Genomic DNA, 17,277 nt, shown 5'->3' with positions numbered 1-17,277 from the left:
AGCTATGAAACCAACGGCGGCACGGCAGCAATTAACAGTTCAAACACCGATGCGCCGGGAACATTTAACGGCTGGAACGAACAGCTTGACAGCAATACCACCCATGGCGAAGTACACGGCTGGGACGGCTGGTCGGTCGGCACATGGAACTGGGCGGCATATTATAACGGCAACCCGGACCTTTTAAGGGCAACCAACAATACCTATGATACCATGTGGGCAATCCTGCATTACCGGGAACACGGAATTGATGAAGGCAGAACGTTCAATGGAGCATCTTACTGGCTGCCGGCATTAAGCTTTAAAAACCTGACAGCAAACGGCGGCACGGTAAACGTAAAAGCGGATTACACCAACGGCACAGTTACACTTCCAAATGCAGAAAAAGCTTCCGTTGAGATTGACGGAAAGAATGTAAGCTATACTTTCGACGGCTGGTATCTGGATTCGGCACTGACAAGCCGTGTGGGCGGCGCAGGCGATACCTATACACCGGCAGGAAATACAACGCTGTATGCAAAATATACAACACAGTCTGAAAACCTTATTTTTAACCAGAAGATACGTGTGCGTTATGAAAATGCAGACGGCACATGGACTTCATACACCACCGTTCTTGATCAGGATTTCAGGACCGGGGATACGGTGGATTATGATTTTGGAAGTCTTGATACAGATAAGTGGGTAAGACCGGCGGCAGTAAAGTATACAGTCAGCGGACAGTACCAGACAGAGGGCTATACAACAAGCGTTGACATTTACAGACAGAAATACTCCGTAACCGTAACCTATGATAACGACAAAGCTTTCAGTGCAAAAAGCGGAGAGGGTACGTACCGCTGGGGAGAAAATGTAACGGCATCCGTTACGCTCAGTGAAAAGACTGCGCAGTATACCTACCGTTTTGCAGGATTTGAAACGGATTCCCGCCTGACCTTCATGAACGGCACCACGGCAGCATCAAATCCGGTAACATTTGTCATGCCGGAAGAAAATGTCACGTTAAAGGCATGCTCGGATTCACAGACCAATGAATATGCCGTCACCGTTGAGCATTACTACATGGATACGGCAGGAAACTATCCGGACAAACCGTCCGTGGCAGAAGATTTAACACCGTACTACGGCGAAACACTGGTGCATAAAGACCTTGCCCGTGAAATAAAGGGACTTTCCTTCAACGAAAACAGGACGATTCAGGAAAACGGAAACCGCACGCAGACGGAAGTTAAGGGAAATACCACGGTCAGACTTTATTATGACAGGACGGTATGCACCGTTACCTATGACTACAGAACAAACGGCGGTACGTCGGCGGATAAGGAAACCGTAAAGACCTACTACGGTGCGGATGCCGACCTTTCCGTTGCAGCATACAAAAACGGCTGGGAACATGCCGGATGGAATACGAAAAGTGATTCAGAAACAGGACTTACCCGGTACACCGTCACCGGAAACGTCACACTCTATGCCGTGTACCGCAAGGACATCACTGTGACATTCGTGGACTTTGCACAGACCTATAAGAGGGAAGGCTCCATGTACAACAACGACACCTATGCCCTTATCGATGCGCCACAGTGCAGTACCTATGGCGGATGGGGAAACGTATCGGATGTTACGGCAGTGGGATTTAACAGCCGGGCAGATATCACTGCGGAAGGTGCTGAAAAGATGGAGGTAAAGTCCGGGGAGGAACATTTAAAAATCCCGGACAGCATTACCTACTATACCGTGTGCCGGGCAGACGTAACACTGACCTATGAATTAAACGGCGGAACGGAAAATGACACCACAAAGCCGGTAACGAAAACCGTGTACTGCAATGCGGCTGCCCCGCAGGAAGTAAAGGGCTTTAAATTACAGCTTGGCGAAAGTGTAAAGGAATCCGTTGACCTTGACGGCTATACCCATTCCTATGCATTTGCGACATGGGCCGAAAACAGCCCGGAGAGCGAAACACGCTTCCCATGCAATGCAGATTATGTCTTAAAGGAAAATACGACTATGTATGCCCTCTGGGATGAAACGGTGACACCGATTACCTACTATATCGAATTTGACGGCAATGCAGGCACAGCCGCAAGAAACATTCCTGATAAAATGGAGGTGCAGTACGGAGAGGAAGTCGTTCTTCCGGAGCAGAAGCCGGAAAGGACGGGATTTACCTTTATGGGATGGAATACAAGAACGGACGGACAGGGAACGGAGTACCAGCCGCAGGATACGGTAAAGAACCTTACAACCGTAAACCACGCCACGGTAAAACTGTATGCCCAGTGGAAACAGCGCCGCATTATCCTTGTAAAGGCGGCATCGACCGTCTATAACGACACCATCATTAAAAGAATCCCCGGTGACGAGGAATGGTATGATTCGGTAGGGCATTTAACCATCGATGAACTGAAAAACTACCCGGATGAACTTTGCGAGCAGGTATGGCATATCGACAAGCAGGGTAATATCACACAGGTGAAATAATTTAAAACACAGCTTTTATCTAAAAGAACAAATTGAATTAAATTTTAAAATTTGTTAAAATATTAAAATAGCTTGTGAAATAAGAATTGGAGAAAACATGGAAGTTCGTATTAATAAATATTTAAGCAGTGCGGGATATTGCTCCAGAAGGGAAGCAGACCGCCTGTTAGAACAGGGCAGAGTAACCATAGACGGCATTCCTGCACAAATGGGAAGTAAAGTGACAGATGGACAGACAGTTTTTGTCGATGGAAAATCAATTATAGAAGAAGATGAAAAGATTTTGCTGGCATTTTACAAACCAACGGGAATCGTGTGTACGACAACGGCAAATCAGGGTGATAATAATATTGTTGATTATATTGGGTATCCTAAAAGAATCTACCCGGTTGGCAGGCTGGATAAAGATTCAGAAGGGTTAATTTTAATGACAAATAACGGAGAGATGATGGATAAAATTCTCCGTTCAGCCAACGGTCACGAAAAGGAATACATTGTAACCGTAAATAAAGAGATTGATGATTCATTTATTAAGGCAATGTCTGGAGGAATATATCTGGCGGAGTTAGACAGAACAACGAAACCGTGCAAAGTAACCGCATTGGGAAAGAAAACCTTCCGCATTATCCTTACACAGGGATTAAACCGGCAGATCCGGCGTATGTGCAGTACACAGGGAAGGGAAGTTGTGCAGCTCAAAAGAATCCGTATCATGAATATTTTATTGGGAGATTTAAAGCCCGGAGAATACCGGAATGTGACAGAAGCAGAATATCAGCAGTTAAAGGAGCAGTTATATGATTCAGCAAAGTAAAATGGACAGAATTAAAGAATTGGTAGAATTACTCAATAAGGCAGGGAAAAGCTATTATTCAGAGGGCAGGGAACTGATGTCTAATTATGAATATGATGCTTTATATGATGAATTGGGTATGCTTGAAAAAGAAACAGGTTATATTCTTTCAAATAGTCCGACCGTAAATGTCGGCTACGAGGTGCTTAGTGAACTGCCTAAAGAACGTCATGAATCTCCAATGTTAAGTCTTGATAAGACGAAAAGTCCGGAAGCGCTGGCAGAGTGGCTTGGCAGTCAGAAAGGTCTGCTTTCATGGAAGCTGGACGGTCTGACAATTGTATTGACCTATGACAATGGACAACTGCAAAAAGCTGTTACAAGAGGAAATGGCGAAGTAGGAGAAATTATTACCAATAATGCCAGAGTATTTAAAAATGTTCCTGTGACCATTCCTTTTAAAGGAAAACTTGTTCTGCGTGGAGAAGCGATTATTACGTATTCAGATTTTGAGCGTATTAACGAACAGATTCCGGAAGCCGATGCAAAATATAAAAATCCGAGAAATTTATGCAGCGGATCTGTCAGACAGTTAAATAATGAAATTACGGCACAGCGTAATGTCCATTTTTTTGCATTTACACTGGTATCGGCACAGGATGTTGATTTTGATAATTCCAGACAACGACAGTTTGAGTGGCTTAAAGATCAGGGGTTTTCGGTTGTTGAATATAAAATGGTTACAAAAGACACGATTTTAGACACGATAGAATGGTTTGAAAAAACAATTGTAACAAATGATTTTCCGTCAGACGGTCTGGTAATCTTATATGATGATATTGCATATGGAGATTCTTTGGGAAGAACAGCAAAGTTTCCAAGAAATGCGATGGCGTTTAAATGGACAGATGAAACCGCAGAAACGACACTGCGAGAAATAGAATGGAGTGCTTCAAGAACCGGTCTGATTAATCCGGTTGCCGTTTTTGACCCGGTAGAGCTTGAAGGCACGCAGGTCAGTCGTGCAAGTGTGCATAATATCAGTATTGTTGAAAGTTTAAAACTAGGTATTGGTGATCGCATTAAAGTATTTAAGGCGAATATGATTATTCCGCAGATTGCAGAAAATCTTACACAAAGCGGTAATTTAGAGATTCCGGAAGTCTGTCCGGTATGCGGCGGGAAAACGCAGATTAAACAGGTTAATGATGTCAAAACACTTTACTGTATCAATGAAGACTGTCAGGCGAAACATGTAAAAAGTTTTGCCCATTTTGTATCAAGAGATGCATTGAATATCGATGGATTGTCAGAGGCAACACTGGAAAAATTTATTCAGCACGGATTTTTAAAGAATTTCTGTGATTTATACCATTTGGAAAAATTCCGTGATGAAATTATTGCTTTAGACGGATTCGGGGAAAAATCCTATGAGAATCTGCTGACATCTGTTGAAAATTCAAGAAATACAACGCTGCCGAAATTTATTTACGGACTTGGCATTGCAAATGTAGGACTTTCCAATGCCAAGATGATTGTGCAGGCATTAGGTAACGATATAGAAAAAATAATTCATGCCGGAAGACAGGAACTTGAGAAAATAGATGGTGTAGGTGCAGTCATTGCAGATACATTTGCTTCCTATTTTGAAAATGAAAAAAATAAAGAGGAATTTTATAAGCTGCTGCAGGAAATGCACATTGAAAAAGCGCAGGACAATCAGAATAATCAGATTCTTACCGGTAAAGTGTTTGTAATTACAGGTTCATTGGAACATTTTGAAAACAGAAATCAGTTAAAAGAACGCATTGAACAGCTTGGCGGCAGGGTGACCGGTTCTGTGACAGGAAAGACATCATACCTGATTAATAACGACAGCCATTCTACGTCATCTAAAAATAAGACTGCGGCAAAACTGGGAGTTCCTGTAATAACAGAAAACGAATTCCTTGAAATGGCACCGATGAATGATGATGGCAGATGATGACGGTTGCCGATAAAGAGAAAATATGCTATAGTGTGACTGCGTAAGCACAAACCAACAGGAATAAAAGCGTTGTGCGGAAATGAGGAAATTATGCCAATTAAAATACAGAGTGATTTGCCGGCAAAGGCAGAACTGGAAAATGAAAATATATTTGTAATGGATGAACATAGAGCAATGACACAGGATTTCCGTGAATTGCAGATTTTAATTCTTAATCTGATGCCGATTAAGCAGGATACGGAATTACAGCTTCTGCGGGGACTTTCAAATACACCGTTACAGATTGATATTACTTTTCTGCAGATGGCAACACACATTTCAAAAAACACCTCAGCTTCCCATTTGAAGAAGTTTTATGAGGTATTTGAAGATATTAAACACCGCAAATTTGATGGGATGATTATTACAGGTGCACCGGTTGAAAAGATGAATTTTGATGAGGTGAATTACTGGAAAGAATTATCTCAGATTATGGAGTGGTCTAAAACACATATTACGTCAACACTTCATATCTGCTGGGCGGCACAGGCGGGATTATATTATCATTACGGGGTAAAAAAGGTACAGCTGGAAAAGAAGTTATCCGGAATATACCGCCATCATGTAATGAATAAAAAAGAACCGCTGGTACGTGGATTTGATGACTTTTTTATGGCACCGCATTCACGCTATACGGAGGCCTGCCGGGAGGATATTTTAAACAATCCGAAATTGAAAGTGCTGGCGGATTCAAAAGAAGCCGGAATATATATTGTCATGGCACAGGAAGGCAAACAGATTTTTGTAATGGGACATCCTGAATATGACCGTATGACACTGGATCAGGAGTATAAGCGGGATGTGAAAAAAGGCATTATGCCGACTTTACCGGTACATTATTATCCCGATGATGATCCGACGCAAAGACCGATATTATCATGGAGAAGCCATGCCAATAATCTATATACGAACTGGCTCAACTATTACGTATACCAAAGCACACCGTATGAGTGGCACTAATTATAAGGGGAAGACATTCTATGACAGAAAACGAAATGTTACAGGCAATTTATTCTGATATGCAGAATATGAAAAACGATATGCAGGAAATGAAGACTGACATGCAGAATATGAAGGCAGATATGCAGAACATGAAGTCGGATATGAAAGAAATGAAGACTGATATGCAGGGTATGAAGACTGATATGCAAGGTATGAAGACTGATATGCAGGGTATGAAGACTGATATGCAAGGTACGAAGACTGATATGCGGGGAATGAAGACTGATATGCAAGGCATGAAAACGGACATACGGGATTTAAAAGGCCGTGTATCCGGTATTGAAATGACCCTTGAGAATGAAACAAACCGCAATATCAGAATTATTGCAGAGGGACATGCCGATTTGTGCAGAAAACTGGATGAAGCATTGAAGGTAGAAAACGAAAAGGAACTCCTTCTTGTCCGGACGAATATAATGGAAAATGATATCCGGAAGATTAAAGATAAATTAGAAATTGCTTAATCAGACTTTGGAGGTGCGTGCATTGAGCAGTCATAAACAGACTTGGATAAAACATCTGCTGTCAGAAAAACAGATGTCTGAAGCATTTGTAAACAGTGTATTTCTGGCATTGTCCGGAGGCTTTCAGGATGCGTATACATACAATACAAGAGATGAGGTTTTTTCAAATGCCCAGACGGGAAATGTTGTCCTGATGAGCCAGCATTTTATGAACCGGGAATGGCAGATTGGGCTGCGGTATTTGTTCCCTTTACTGGCATTTGTGTTTGGGGTCTTTGTTGCAGAAAATGTACAGAACCGCTTCAAGTATGCTAAAAAAATGCACTGGCGGCAGGGAATTTTGTTGGCCGAAATAGGGATACTCGCGATTGTAGGATTTATTCCAAATGCTTATAATATGATAGCAACCGTAATGGTATCGTTTGCCTGTGCAATGCAGGTGCAGACATTCCGCAAAGTGGGTGGCTATTCTTATGCAAGCACAATGTGTATCGGAAATTTAAGAAGTGGAACAGCCGCATTGTCTTTGTATTTAAGAGATAAAAAAGCTGAACATCTGCGGCAGACTTTTTATTATTTTGGAATTATCTTTTTCTTTGCCATTGGTGCGGGCATTGGTGGTATTTTATCTGTCTGTTATGGGATTCATGTTATCTGGATATCTTGCATATTGCTGTTTATCAGTTTCCTGCTGATGTTTTTGGAAAAATTAAGATAGTGATAGTTAAAAGAAGTGGGTAAGCATAAAATGTTTACCCACTTCTTTTTATGCGTAGTAATCAATATTTAAATCAGATGAATCTGCCTGCACAAGACTTGAAAAAAGTTTTTCGGCATATCCTTTTATAATTGTTCCATAAGAAGATGAAGAACCAAACAGATTTTTTACATTTTCGATATTATCCGAAGAAACGGCTGTTTCGTCAAAAGAAAGTGTACCGTCATCGGTGACTGTAATGCCGACAGGCAGAAGCTGGTTCTTTACCTTCTGTGTTGCATTTTTCATAGCATTCAGATAACCGTTTTCTGTTGAATTTAAATCAGCGGAAGTATGGTTTTGCAATGTATTGTTATACTGTTCTGTATAATTTTTTAAATAGGTAACTAAGGTTTGCGCCTGCACGGATGCATAGTCTGTTAAATACAGATTTTTTGTGGCAGCTGCTAAGAGCTGATCAGACTGAGCCAGAGCTGTATTACCGGCAGATACAGAAATAGTGGTTGTTCCAAGTACATTCTCTGGCGTATTTAAAGCCTGCTGCGCAGCAGAAGAAATAGCTTTGGCATATTTAATGCTGTCACTTACAAAATGTTCATCTTCACCAAAAACAGCATCCAGTTTTGTGCTTGTTACATCTGAAAAATTGGTAGTATCGAATTTTAATTTATTCGTTGAAGTCCGTGTAATACCAAGACTTTTTAATGAATCTTCATATTCGGAAAACAGGCTGTCCATTTTATCCATGTACTTTGTGAGTTTCTTGGAACCGGTTATACCGGATGCGGAAGACATTAAATCATTATAGGTATTTACAAAACTTTTGATTTTATTCTGTGTACGTGCAGTTGGTCCGTCCGATGTATCAATATCTTTTAAAGAACGTAATTTATGCTTGAGTGAAGAAGCACTCTGACGGGTTTCATCTGCATCGCTGTTGTACTTTACAATTCTTTTTGTCGATGAAAAAGCATAAGAATTGTTTGCTGTCAAATTATTTAAAATTGCCGAAGCATTAATTGTAATAGACATCTATAAACACTCCATTCTGTCAGACTGACATTTATTTTAATCGTATTTTGTCTGGTGTATTTTTGTATAAGCATTGTACCATTATACTTTTATGTATATCGGCTGAATCTCCAAAAAATTAAGAGTTCTTTTTGTGACTGCGTTTTTCGCGGTTTAAGCCTCCGGACATATGGGTGCAGCCATTATCTAAAAAACGTGCCCGTTTAATACTGTCTTCACCATATTTATCCCGAATGGAATCAACCGCTTTATTCAACATCGCAAACCGTTCATTTTTATCTTCATCAAAAAGGCTCATTTGATGAAAAGCAGTGTCTGTCGCATGTGCCGTGGAAACACCGAGCAGACGGATTGGGACATGATTCCATGTCAGATCAAACAGCCGGCAGGCATTTTCATAGATGATTTCTGTTATATCTGTTGGTGTAGAAAGCGTACATTGACGGGATAGGTGGCGAAATTCATTATCAACAATTGTGACAGACACCACACCAATATAAGCGTGTTCTGCGCGGATTCGTGCACCGACTGTTTCGCTGAGGGAAAGAAGAATGGTCTTTGCATTTTCAGCATCTGTAACATCAAAATGCAGTGTAACGGAATTACCAAAGCTTTTATTGGCAGCTTTGTGGTTTACCGGCAGTTCAATATCAAATCCATTTGCATAATTCCAGATCAGTTCTCCGTGCTTTTTAAAATGGCTCACAAGCAGCTGCGGATTGCTGACGGCAACATCACCAATCGTATGAATCCCCAGGGCTTCCAGTTTTTTGCACATTGAAGGTCCGACAAAAAACAGTTCTCCCACAGGGAGCGACCACATTTTTTGGGGGATTTCTTCAGGAAAAAGTGTATGCACAAGATTTGGTTTCTTAAAATCAGATGCCATTTTAGCAAGCAGTTTATTTGTTGAAATACCGATATTAACTGTAAAGCCAAAGCGGTTTAAAATATCGTCTTTAAGCTGGTGTGCAAAAGCAACCGGATCGCCGTACAACAGACCGGTACCTGTCATATCACAAAATGCTTCATCAATGCTATATTGTTCAACAACAGGCGCAGTCTGTTTCAAAAAATTCATAAGCTGTTCGGACATGGATACATATGTTGCAAAATCAGGCGGAACAATTAAAATATCAGGACATTTTTTCCGGGTCTGTACAAGAGGCTCTCCTGTCTGGATGCCATAGGCTTTAGCGGGAACAGATTTTGCAAGAACAATGCCATGCCGTTTCTTTTCATCTCCGCCGATAACAGCCGGAATCGTCCGGATATCTAACGCTTCCGGATTGTCACGAAGTCGCTTTACAGCAGTCCATGAAAGAAATGCGCTGTTTACATCAATATGATAAATAATGTGTGGTGGAAAATCGCTCATGAAAAACCTCCTTATTTTTAACAGTATATCAAAACAAACGTTCTGTGTAAATCTTTAAACAGCATAAAATTATATAAAAAAACATATAAAATCATGTTATAATGTGCGTAAGCAATGAGCCATGCCGTCCGGAAGTCTAGAAAAGAACTGTGCTTGCACAAAGTTCTTTTCTAGACTTCCGGACGATAGGGCGAACGCCCGACAGAGCAGGAAAATTCATTTTCCTGCTCGTGCATGGCGGAAAAGCCGGAGAAAAGGAGAAAAGGTTAAAATGATGGATGAAAAAGAAATTATGCCATACAATTTTTTTAAGTATGGCGGAGTATATACAGGTGAACATCACGGTATGCGTTATCTGATAAAAAATACCGGAGAAAAACCGGATTTTAAATTGATGGTACAGGTCTGGTTAGGACCGTATGCTTCGACAGCAGTTCCAGATGAAAAAAAGACGACACAGTATTTTGAAAGCAGTGTTGAAGGCCGCAAAGAAGCAATTAACTGGCTGCATGAGCAGTATGAAACACGCAGGGGTGAGTGGGATACGGCACCCGCACTGCTGGATGCCGTACTGCCGCAGTAATTGTATGAAATAATGCCGGAATTAAAAGATTTAAAACTACGTGGGGCAGCTCACAGCCGTGTGCGTTCTGCTGTCAGAAATGAAGATTTTATTAATACCGCAAAAATAAAGACGGCACAGCAGGCACCGGTAAAAAGCCGGAAAAACAGTGAGTCCGTTCCTAAAAACAGCAATAAACGGCAGAACATCTGTGAAAATAAAATTGAAACAGCTGTATATAAAAGCGGCTGCAGGATGTATTTCCAGACCGGAAAACCGATATGAAACAGATGGTTTAAATATAGAAAATGTGCAATGCAGACCAAAATCTGTGAAACCAGCGTGCCAATCAGATATCCGCGGATACCGGTTTTGGGAACGAGCAGAACAAGAAAAGCAATGCGCACAAGAATTCCGGCAATGGTCTGGACACAGGTCAGGGTAGTACAGCCAAGACCGTTTAAAATACTGCCAAGTGTTGTTGTCAGATAGTAAAAAGGACACAGCCATGCAAGAATCATGACAAAATTTTCAACAAGCGGTTCTTTAAACAAAATAGCCCCCATTTTAGCACCATAAAATAAGAAAAGTGCGGTGCTTAAAAATCCCATTGCCATACAGATTTGCAGGGAGCGGTTCAAAGTATGTACAATCCGTGCATTGTCACCGTCTGCCTGCGCACCGGAAACTTCCGGCAGAAGCATGACAGCCATGGAATTGGTTATGGCAGACGGGAACAAAATAAGCGGAAGGGACATCCCCATAAGAATACCATAAATACTTAAAGCCTCATTCTGCGTATTGCCAAAAAGCACAAGCTGTGCCGGAATCAGAATAGATTCTCCACTTTGCAGCAGATGCATTAAAAGACGGTTGGCAGTCAGCGGAATAGAAAATACCACGGTTTTTTTGATACATTCAGGTAAAGAATGAAACCGGAATGTTACGGTTTTATCAATCAGCAGAGCAAGGATACAAATCAGGCAGGAAGCTGCTTCACCGGCAAGATTACCGTAAACGGCGCATAAAACAGAAACAGGACGTTCGTTTTGTGTACAGTATACAGTGTACAAATAAACGGCACCAATCCGTGCAAACTGTTCAAACAGCTGGGAAAATGCAGGGAGTCCAGCCTGCTTTTTTCCGAGATAATAGCCGTTTACGCAGTTGTGAAAAGTACAAAATGGAACGGCAATTGCAAGAATCCGGATAAAACGGGAGCAGTCTTTGTTTAGAAAAATCCGTACAGCAATAAAATCTGCGTAAGCATAGGTGAAAAATGTAAAAAGAACAGATAGCGGAAGTGCAACGGCTAAACCGGCAAAAAGCCATGTGCTTTGAAATTTTTTTGCAGCACAAAATCGTGAAATGGCAGTCTGAATACCGGCAGAGCATAGCGCAAATGCAATGCCAAGCACCGGTGTGACAAGCTGGAACATTCCTATACCATCAGCACCAATCTGGCGGGTTAAAAAAATACGGTAAAAAAATCCCGCAATCCGGCTGATAATACCAGCCAGTGTCAAAATTACAGTTCCTTTTAATACAGCATTTTTATTAAATGAAAAGTTCATTGTTGTAACCAACCGGAATGTCAAACAATTATTATCAATATATGCATGCATTGAATATATTATTAATAAGAAATGAAAAAAGGGGATGGCAGTATGATTTATATGGACAATGCCGCAACAACCCGGCTGCACCCGGAAGTTATCAATGCGATGCTGCCTTATATGGGAAAACGGTATGCCAATCCATCCGGTGCTTATACATTTTCAGCGGATGTAAAAAACGATATAAATAACGCAGAGGCATTTCTTGCCCAGACCATTCAGGCAAAGCCGCAAGAAATCTATATTACATCAGGTGGAACAGAATCGGACAACTGGGCGGTAAAAATTGCAGCCGAGGAACACCGCAGGGGACACATTATTACAACAGCAATGGAACATCATGCAATTTTAAAAAGCTGTGAAGCAGTTGAAAAGGAAGGGTTTTATGTGACTTATATCCGTCCGGCTGAAAATGGGATTGTCCGTCTTACGGATATTCAGCGGGCAGTCCGTCCGGATACATTCTTAATTTCAGTAATGGCAGCCAATAATGAGATTGGCACAATTCAGCCGGTTGCGCAAATTGGTGCATTTGCACGCAGACACCGTATTTTGTTTCATACGGATGCAGTGCAGGCATATACGAATATGGATATTGATGTCAATGCCATGCAGATTGATATGCTCAGTACCAGTGCACACAAATTAAACGGACCGAAGGGGATTGGATTTTTATATATCCGCGAGGGCTGTGTAAAGACACCGTTTATCCACGGCGGCGGACAGGAGCGTGGGATGCGCTCAGGCACGGAAAATACGGCAGGGATTATCGGTTTTGCAAAGGCGGCGCAGACTGCCATGGCAAATAAACCGGTGCGGACACAATATGAAATGCGGATGCGGGATTATATGATTCACAGAGTTCTTACAGAGATTCCTTTTTCACGTTTAAACGGGGACAGCAGAAAGCGGCTTCCGGGAAACATGAATTTCAGCTTTCAGTTTGTTGATGGCGGGACGCTGATTGTAATGCTGGATAAGCAGGGAATTTGTGCATCGGCGGGTTCTGCCTGTTCTACAGGCTCCGGTATGCCTTCACACGTATTAAAATCCATCGGACTGCCGGATGAATTAAGTTTCGCAACAGTCCGTTTTACCATTAATGAAGAAATCACCCGCCAGGAAATTGATTACGTTGTGAATTGCCTGAAAAATGATATTGCCCAATTGCGGGAACAGTCCGAGGATTACCAGAACTTTTTGTGAAAATATTTTAAAGGCGGATAAATTCAGGCTTTCGCTGATGGAAAAGCGTGTAATAAGAAAAACCGCAGTCTTTGAGTAAATCCACAATAATATCAAAAGCAAATGCCATATCCTGCGGCTTATGGGCGTCGGAACCGGTTGTGAGGATTTCGCCGCCCAGTTCGCGGTAACGTTTCAAAATAAAACAGCATGGATTTGCCTCTTTTAAACCATAACGAAGTCCTGCTGTATTGATTTCAATGCCTTTTCCGTTTTCAATCAGTTTTTTTAAAATCATATCCAGCAAGTCCGTGTAATCCGCAGGCTGGTAGTCTGCATCTTTCTTAGGTGCATAGCGGACAACGTAGTCTAAATGTCCGTAAACGTCAAAATTATCGCAGCAGCAGATACTTTTGTAAATATTTTCAAAATAAGTACAGATACTTTCCTTTGGTGAGTGATGTTCCCAAAAAGATGGATAATAAGGGTCACTTCCGTCTACTAAATGTGTTGATCCAATGATAAAATCCAGCCGGTGTGCAGGGTCATAATTGTTAATTTGTTCACAAAGATGCGGCTGCAGACCCTGTTCCACACCGATCCGGACATCAATTTTATCTTTATAAATTTTCTTTAATACAGATATTTTTTCTAAATAAGCATCTAAATCCAACAAAAAGACGGTTTTTCCATCTTCTTTCGGGTAATCATAGTCATTGTGGTCTGTAAAACAGATGTGAGACAGCCCCAGTCTGACTGCGTTATCTATCATAGATTCCGGTGAAGCTTCAGAATCCGAAGAAAAATGGCAGTGTAAGTGGCAGTCCGATAAATTTTCAAAGCCTTGCATTATATCTCCAATCCGCCGTATAACGGCATTTATCATAGTCCTTTTAGTATATCATAAAATAAATTTGAAGAATAGTGTAAGATTTCAACTTGAAAATTAAGCAGACAATTGTTATGATGTAAAGGAATTGTTAAAAAAATTTTACACAAAAAGCACGTACTTTTTACATTACGAAAGAAAATGTGCAGACAGGAGTAGAAGTGAATATCGAGTATATCAGCAGTTTGTTTGAATTTGCAGGAGGAATCGGAATGTTCCTCTACGGTATGAACACAATGGCAGATGGTATGCAGCGTTCCGCCGGCGGTAAGATGAAAAAATTATTGGGTTATCTTACAAGTAACCGGCTGCTGGCAATCATCGTAGGTGCCGTTATCACAGCGATTATTCAAAGCAGCGGTGCAACAACGGTTATGGTTGTTGGTTTTGTTAATGCAGGACTGATGACACTGGTTCAGGCAGTTGGTGTTATTATGGGTGCCAATATCGGTACGACCATTACCGCATGGATTGTATCTTTAGGACAGCTTGGGGATGCGGCGAAGGTAATGAATCCGTCATTTTATGCCCCGTTTTTAATCGGTATCGGTGCATTTGTTATTTTATTTTCAAAAAAGGATAAAGTAAAAAATGCAGGAGAGATTATCGTCGGAATCGGTCTGCTGTTTGAAGGTCTGACATTTATGTCTTCTTCGATTGCACCGTATACAGATGCGCCTATTTTCTCACAGGCATTCCAGATTGTGGGAAGCAATCCGTTTTTAGGTATTTTAATTGGTATTATTGTAACCGCGGTTTTACAAAGTTCCTCCGCCTCTGTCGGGATTTTACAGACACTGGCTTTAAACGGAGTGGTAACAACCAATGCGGCAATTTATATTACACTGGGACAGAATATCGGTTCCTGTGTGACTGCACTGATTTCAAGTGCCGGAACAACGAGAACGGCAAAACGTGCAGCCTGTATGCATATTTTATTTAATATTGCAGGGGCACTTTTATTCGGTACCGTCGGATTTATTCTGTTCAGTATTTATCCGGCACTTGCGGCACATAATATTACAAGCGTGGAAATTTCCGTATTCCATACATTCTTTAATATTACATGTACACTGGTAATGTTTCCGTTTGCCAATCTGCTTGTAAAAATTTCCGGTCTGATTGTGCGTGAAAACGAAAAGCAGGACGATTTTGCGGAACTGGAAGCCAAAGATGCCGTTGCAGCAGAAATTGCAAGACATTTTGATTCCCGTCTGTTAGGTCAGCCGTCCGTTGCAGTAGAAACGGCTAAAAATGAAGTGATTGCCATGGGTAATCTGGCATTAGATAATATTAAATATGCGGCAGAGGCAACACAGAAAAATGACCAGACGATGGTAGATAAGGTCTATGAAATCGAACATAAAGTCGATTTATATGAAAAGTATCTGACAGACTTTTTAATTAAGGTCAACAATTTATCAATCACACAGGAACAGCATCTGCTGGTTAAAAATCTGTTCCATGCGATTATTGATATTGAAAGAGTATCCGACCATGCGGAAAATATTGCGGAGCTGGCAAAATATAAGATTGAACATCAGATAATTTTTTCCGAAAAAGGAACACAGGAACTTAATCAGCTGTGGGATAAAGTTGTGCATTGTTTTGAAGAAGCTGTTAAGGCGAGAGGAACCGGAAGCCGTCAGGCAATTCAGAATGTCCTGAGAATTGAAGACGAGGTCGATGATTTGGAAGAAGAACTGCGCAACAAACATATCGAACGTTTGTCCGCGGGGCTTTGTATTCCGTCAAACGGTGTTGTGTTCTTAGATATTCTTTCTAATCTTGAAAGAATGTCAGATCACGCCAATAATATTGTCGATTGTATACAAGAAGAAAATACCGCTAAATAATTTTTAAATTTACCGTTTTTTTTGGACAAATAATAGAAAATGGACGGTAATTTGTAAAAAAAGGGAATTAATACTTGATATTTTGGAATGAATTCGGTAAAATACACCATAGTTGATTATTTATTAACAAACTCAATAAAAATTCTATTTTAGGAGGAATGATTTTATGTCAGTAAAAGTTGCGATTAATGGTTTTGGACGTATCGGTAGACTTGCATTCAGACAGATGTTCGGTGCAGAAGGATACGAAGTAGTAGCTATTAACGATTTAACAAGCCCAAAGATGTTAGCTCATCTTTTAAAGTATGATTCATCACAGGGAAGATACGTTGGTTTCGGCGAAGAAAACCAGGTAACAGCTGATGACGAAGCTGGTACAATCACAGTAAAGGGTAAGACAATTAAGATTTACAAAGAGCCAGATGCTAACAACTGCCCATGGGGAGCTCTTGATGTAGATGTAGTTCTTGAATGCTCAGGTTTCTACACATCTAAGGAAAAGGCTCAGGCTCATATCAATGCAGGTGCTAAGAAGGTTGTTATCTCAGCTCCGGCCGGTAATGATTTAAAGACAATCGTTTATAATGTAAACCATGAAACATTAACAGCAGATGATAAGATTATCTCAGCAGCTTCTTGTACAACAAACTGCTTAGCTCCTATGGCTAAGGCTCTTAATGACTGTGCTTCAATCGAATCAGGTATCATGTGCACAATTCACGCTTACACAGGTGATCAGATGATTCTTGACGGACCACAGAGAAAGGGCGATTTAAGAAGATCAAGAGCAGGTGCATGCAACATCGTACCTAACTCAACAGGTGCTGCTAAGGCTATCGGTCTTGTTATCCCTGAATTAAACGGAAAGCTTATCGGAGCTGCTCAGAGAGTTCCTACTCCTACAGGTTCTACAACAATTCTTAACGCTGTAGTATCTAAGAAGGTTACTGTTGATGAAGTTAATGCTGCTATGAAGGCTGCTGCAACAGAAAGCTTCGGTTACAACGAAGAACTTATCGTTTCAAGCGATATCGTTGGTATGAGATTTGGTTCATTATTTGATGCTACTCAGACAATGGTAAATGACCTTCCAAACGGCGGCTGCCAGGTTCAGGTTGTTTCTTGGTATGATAACGAAAATTCATACACAAGCCAGATGGTAAGAACAATCAAGTATTTTGCTGAATTAAACTAATATAAATTCGGCTTTGTGCCGGAATGAAAGCCGGGGAATGAAGCTATAGTCTTCTTTCTCCGGTATTTTACTATCGCGTG

At 41.1% G+C, this 17,277-nt stretch carries 14 protein-coding genes; 10 read left to right on the top strand and 4 right to left on the bottom strand.

Features of this window, described 5'->3' with window-relative positions:
* The 6 genes from WMO37_RS13530 to WMO37_RS13505 form a co-directional block, all read left to right on the top strand.
* The coding region (locus WMO37_RS13530; protein WP_349155260.1) for an InlB B-repeat-containing protein at positions 1 to 2,481 on the top strand (2,481 nt) is incomplete at its 5' end.
* A 97-nt stretch (positions 2,482 to 2,578) separates the two neighbouring features.
* Positions 2,579 to 3,295 (top strand): pseudouridine synthase, encoded by a 717-nt coding sequence (locus WMO37_RS13525; RefSeq protein ID WP_227089691.1) that lies wholly within the window; start codon positions 2,579 to 2,581, stop codon positions 3,293 to 3,295.
* Entirely contained in the window at positions 3,279 to 5,258 is a 1,980-nt protein-coding gene (gene ligA / locus WMO37_RS13520; RefSeq protein WP_349155259.1) for an NAD-dependent DNA ligase LigA, read from the top strand. The genes WMO37_RS13525 and ligA overlap by 17 nt, the downstream gene beginning before the upstream one ends.
* Positions 5,259 to 5,351: 93 nt before the next feature.
* Positions 5,352 to 6,260, top strand: coding sequence for a homoserine O-acetyltransferase MetA (gene metA / locus WMO37_RS13515; RefSeq protein WP_022431276.1), 909 nt, complete (start codon positions 5,352 to 5,354; stop codon positions 6,258 to 6,260).
* A 20-nt stretch (positions 6,261 to 6,280) separates the two neighbouring features.
* The gene (locus WMO37_RS13510; RefSeq protein ID WP_349155258.1) at positions 6,281 to 6,766 is read left to right on the top strand and encodes a hypothetical protein; all 486 of its coding nucleotides are present in this window, start codon (positions 6,281 to 6,283) and stop codon (positions 6,764 to 6,766) included.
* Between the two features lie 73 nt (positions 6,767 to 6,839).
* Positions 6,840 to 7,484, top strand: coding sequence for a YoaK family protein (locus tag WMO37_RS13505; protein WP_227089795.1), 645 nt, complete (start codon positions 6,840 to 6,842; stop codon positions 7,482 to 7,484).
* Positions 7,485 to 7,532: 48 nt separating this feature from the next.
* Here WMO37_RS13505 and WMO37_RS13500 read toward each other — a convergent pair whose 3' ends face one another.
* Together WMO37_RS13500 and WMO37_RS13495 are read right to left on the bottom strand one after the other, a co-directional pair.
* The gene (locus tag WMO37_RS13500; RefSeq protein WP_349155257.1) at positions 7,533 to 8,516 is read right to left on the bottom strand and encodes a hypothetical protein; all 984 of its coding nucleotides are present in this window, start codon (positions 8,514 to 8,516) and stop codon (positions 7,533 to 7,535) included.
* 118 nt (positions 8,517 to 8,634) lie between these two features.
* A complete protein-coding gene (locus WMO37_RS13495) occupies positions 8,635 to 9,894 on the bottom strand; it encodes a DNA polymerase Y family protein (RefSeq protein WP_349155256.1) in 1,260 nt (419 codons plus the stop codon).
* Positions 9,895 to 10,165: 271 nt separating this feature from the next.
* On the opposite strand from WMO37_RS13495, the gene WMO37_RS13490 reads away from it, so the two are divergent.
* The gene (locus WMO37_RS13490) at positions 10,166 to 10,477 is read left to right on the top strand and encodes a hypothetical protein (RefSeq protein WP_022431271.1); all 312 of its coding nucleotides are present in this window, start codon (positions 10,166 to 10,168) and stop codon (positions 10,475 to 10,477) included.
* A 50-nt stretch (positions 10,478 to 10,527) separates the two neighbouring features.
* On the opposite strand, the gene WMO37_RS13485 is transcribed toward WMO37_RS13490, so the two are convergent.
* The gene (locus tag WMO37_RS13485) at positions 10,528 to 12,030 is read right to left on the bottom strand and encodes an oligosaccharide flippase family protein (RefSeq protein ID WP_349155255.1); all 1,503 of its coding nucleotides are present in this window, start codon (positions 12,028 to 12,030) and stop codon (positions 10,528 to 10,530) included.
* 93 nt (positions 12,031 to 12,123) lie between these two features.
* Between WMO37_RS13485 and WMO37_RS13480 the strand changes: the two genes are divergently transcribed.
* The gene (locus tag WMO37_RS13480; RefSeq protein WP_436970293.1) at positions 12,124 to 13,278 is read left to right on the top strand and encodes a cysteine desulfurase family protein; all 1,155 of its coding nucleotides are present in this window, start codon (positions 12,124 to 12,126) and stop codon (positions 13,276 to 13,278) included.
* Positions 13,279 to 13,285: 7 nt separating this feature from the next.
* Here WMO37_RS13480 and WMO37_RS13475 read toward each other — a convergent pair whose 3' ends face one another.
* A complete protein-coding gene (locus tag WMO37_RS13475; protein ID WP_227089699.1) occupies positions 13,286 to 14,107 on the bottom strand; it encodes a histidinol-phosphatase HisJ family protein in 822 nt (273 codons plus the stop codon).
* A 251-nt stretch (positions 14,108 to 14,358) separates the two neighbouring features.
* Here WMO37_RS13475 and WMO37_RS13470 point away from each other — a divergent pair, with 251 nt between their 5' ends.
* Entirely contained in the window at positions 14,359 to 16,002 is a 1,644-nt protein-coding gene (locus WMO37_RS13470) for a Na/Pi cotransporter family protein (RefSeq protein WP_436970294.1), read from the top strand.
* A gap of 166 nt (positions 16,003 to 16,168) precedes the next feature.
* Entirely contained in the window at positions 16,169 to 17,197 is a 1,029-nt protein-coding gene (gene gap / locus WMO37_RS13465; protein WP_022431266.1) for a type I glyceraldehyde-3-phosphate dehydrogenase, read from the top strand.
* The last annotated feature ends 80 nt before the right edge of the window (positions 17,198 to 17,277 follow it).

The sequence above is a fragment of the Lachnospira intestinalis genome (genome assembly GCF_040095895.1).
GTDB classification, from domain to species: Bacteria; Bacillota; Clostridia; order Lachnospirales; family Lachnospiraceae; genus Lachnospira; species Lachnospira intestinalis.
Note: the sequence above shows the minus strand (reverse complement) of the source record. Positions and strands in the feature narration are given on the sequence as shown.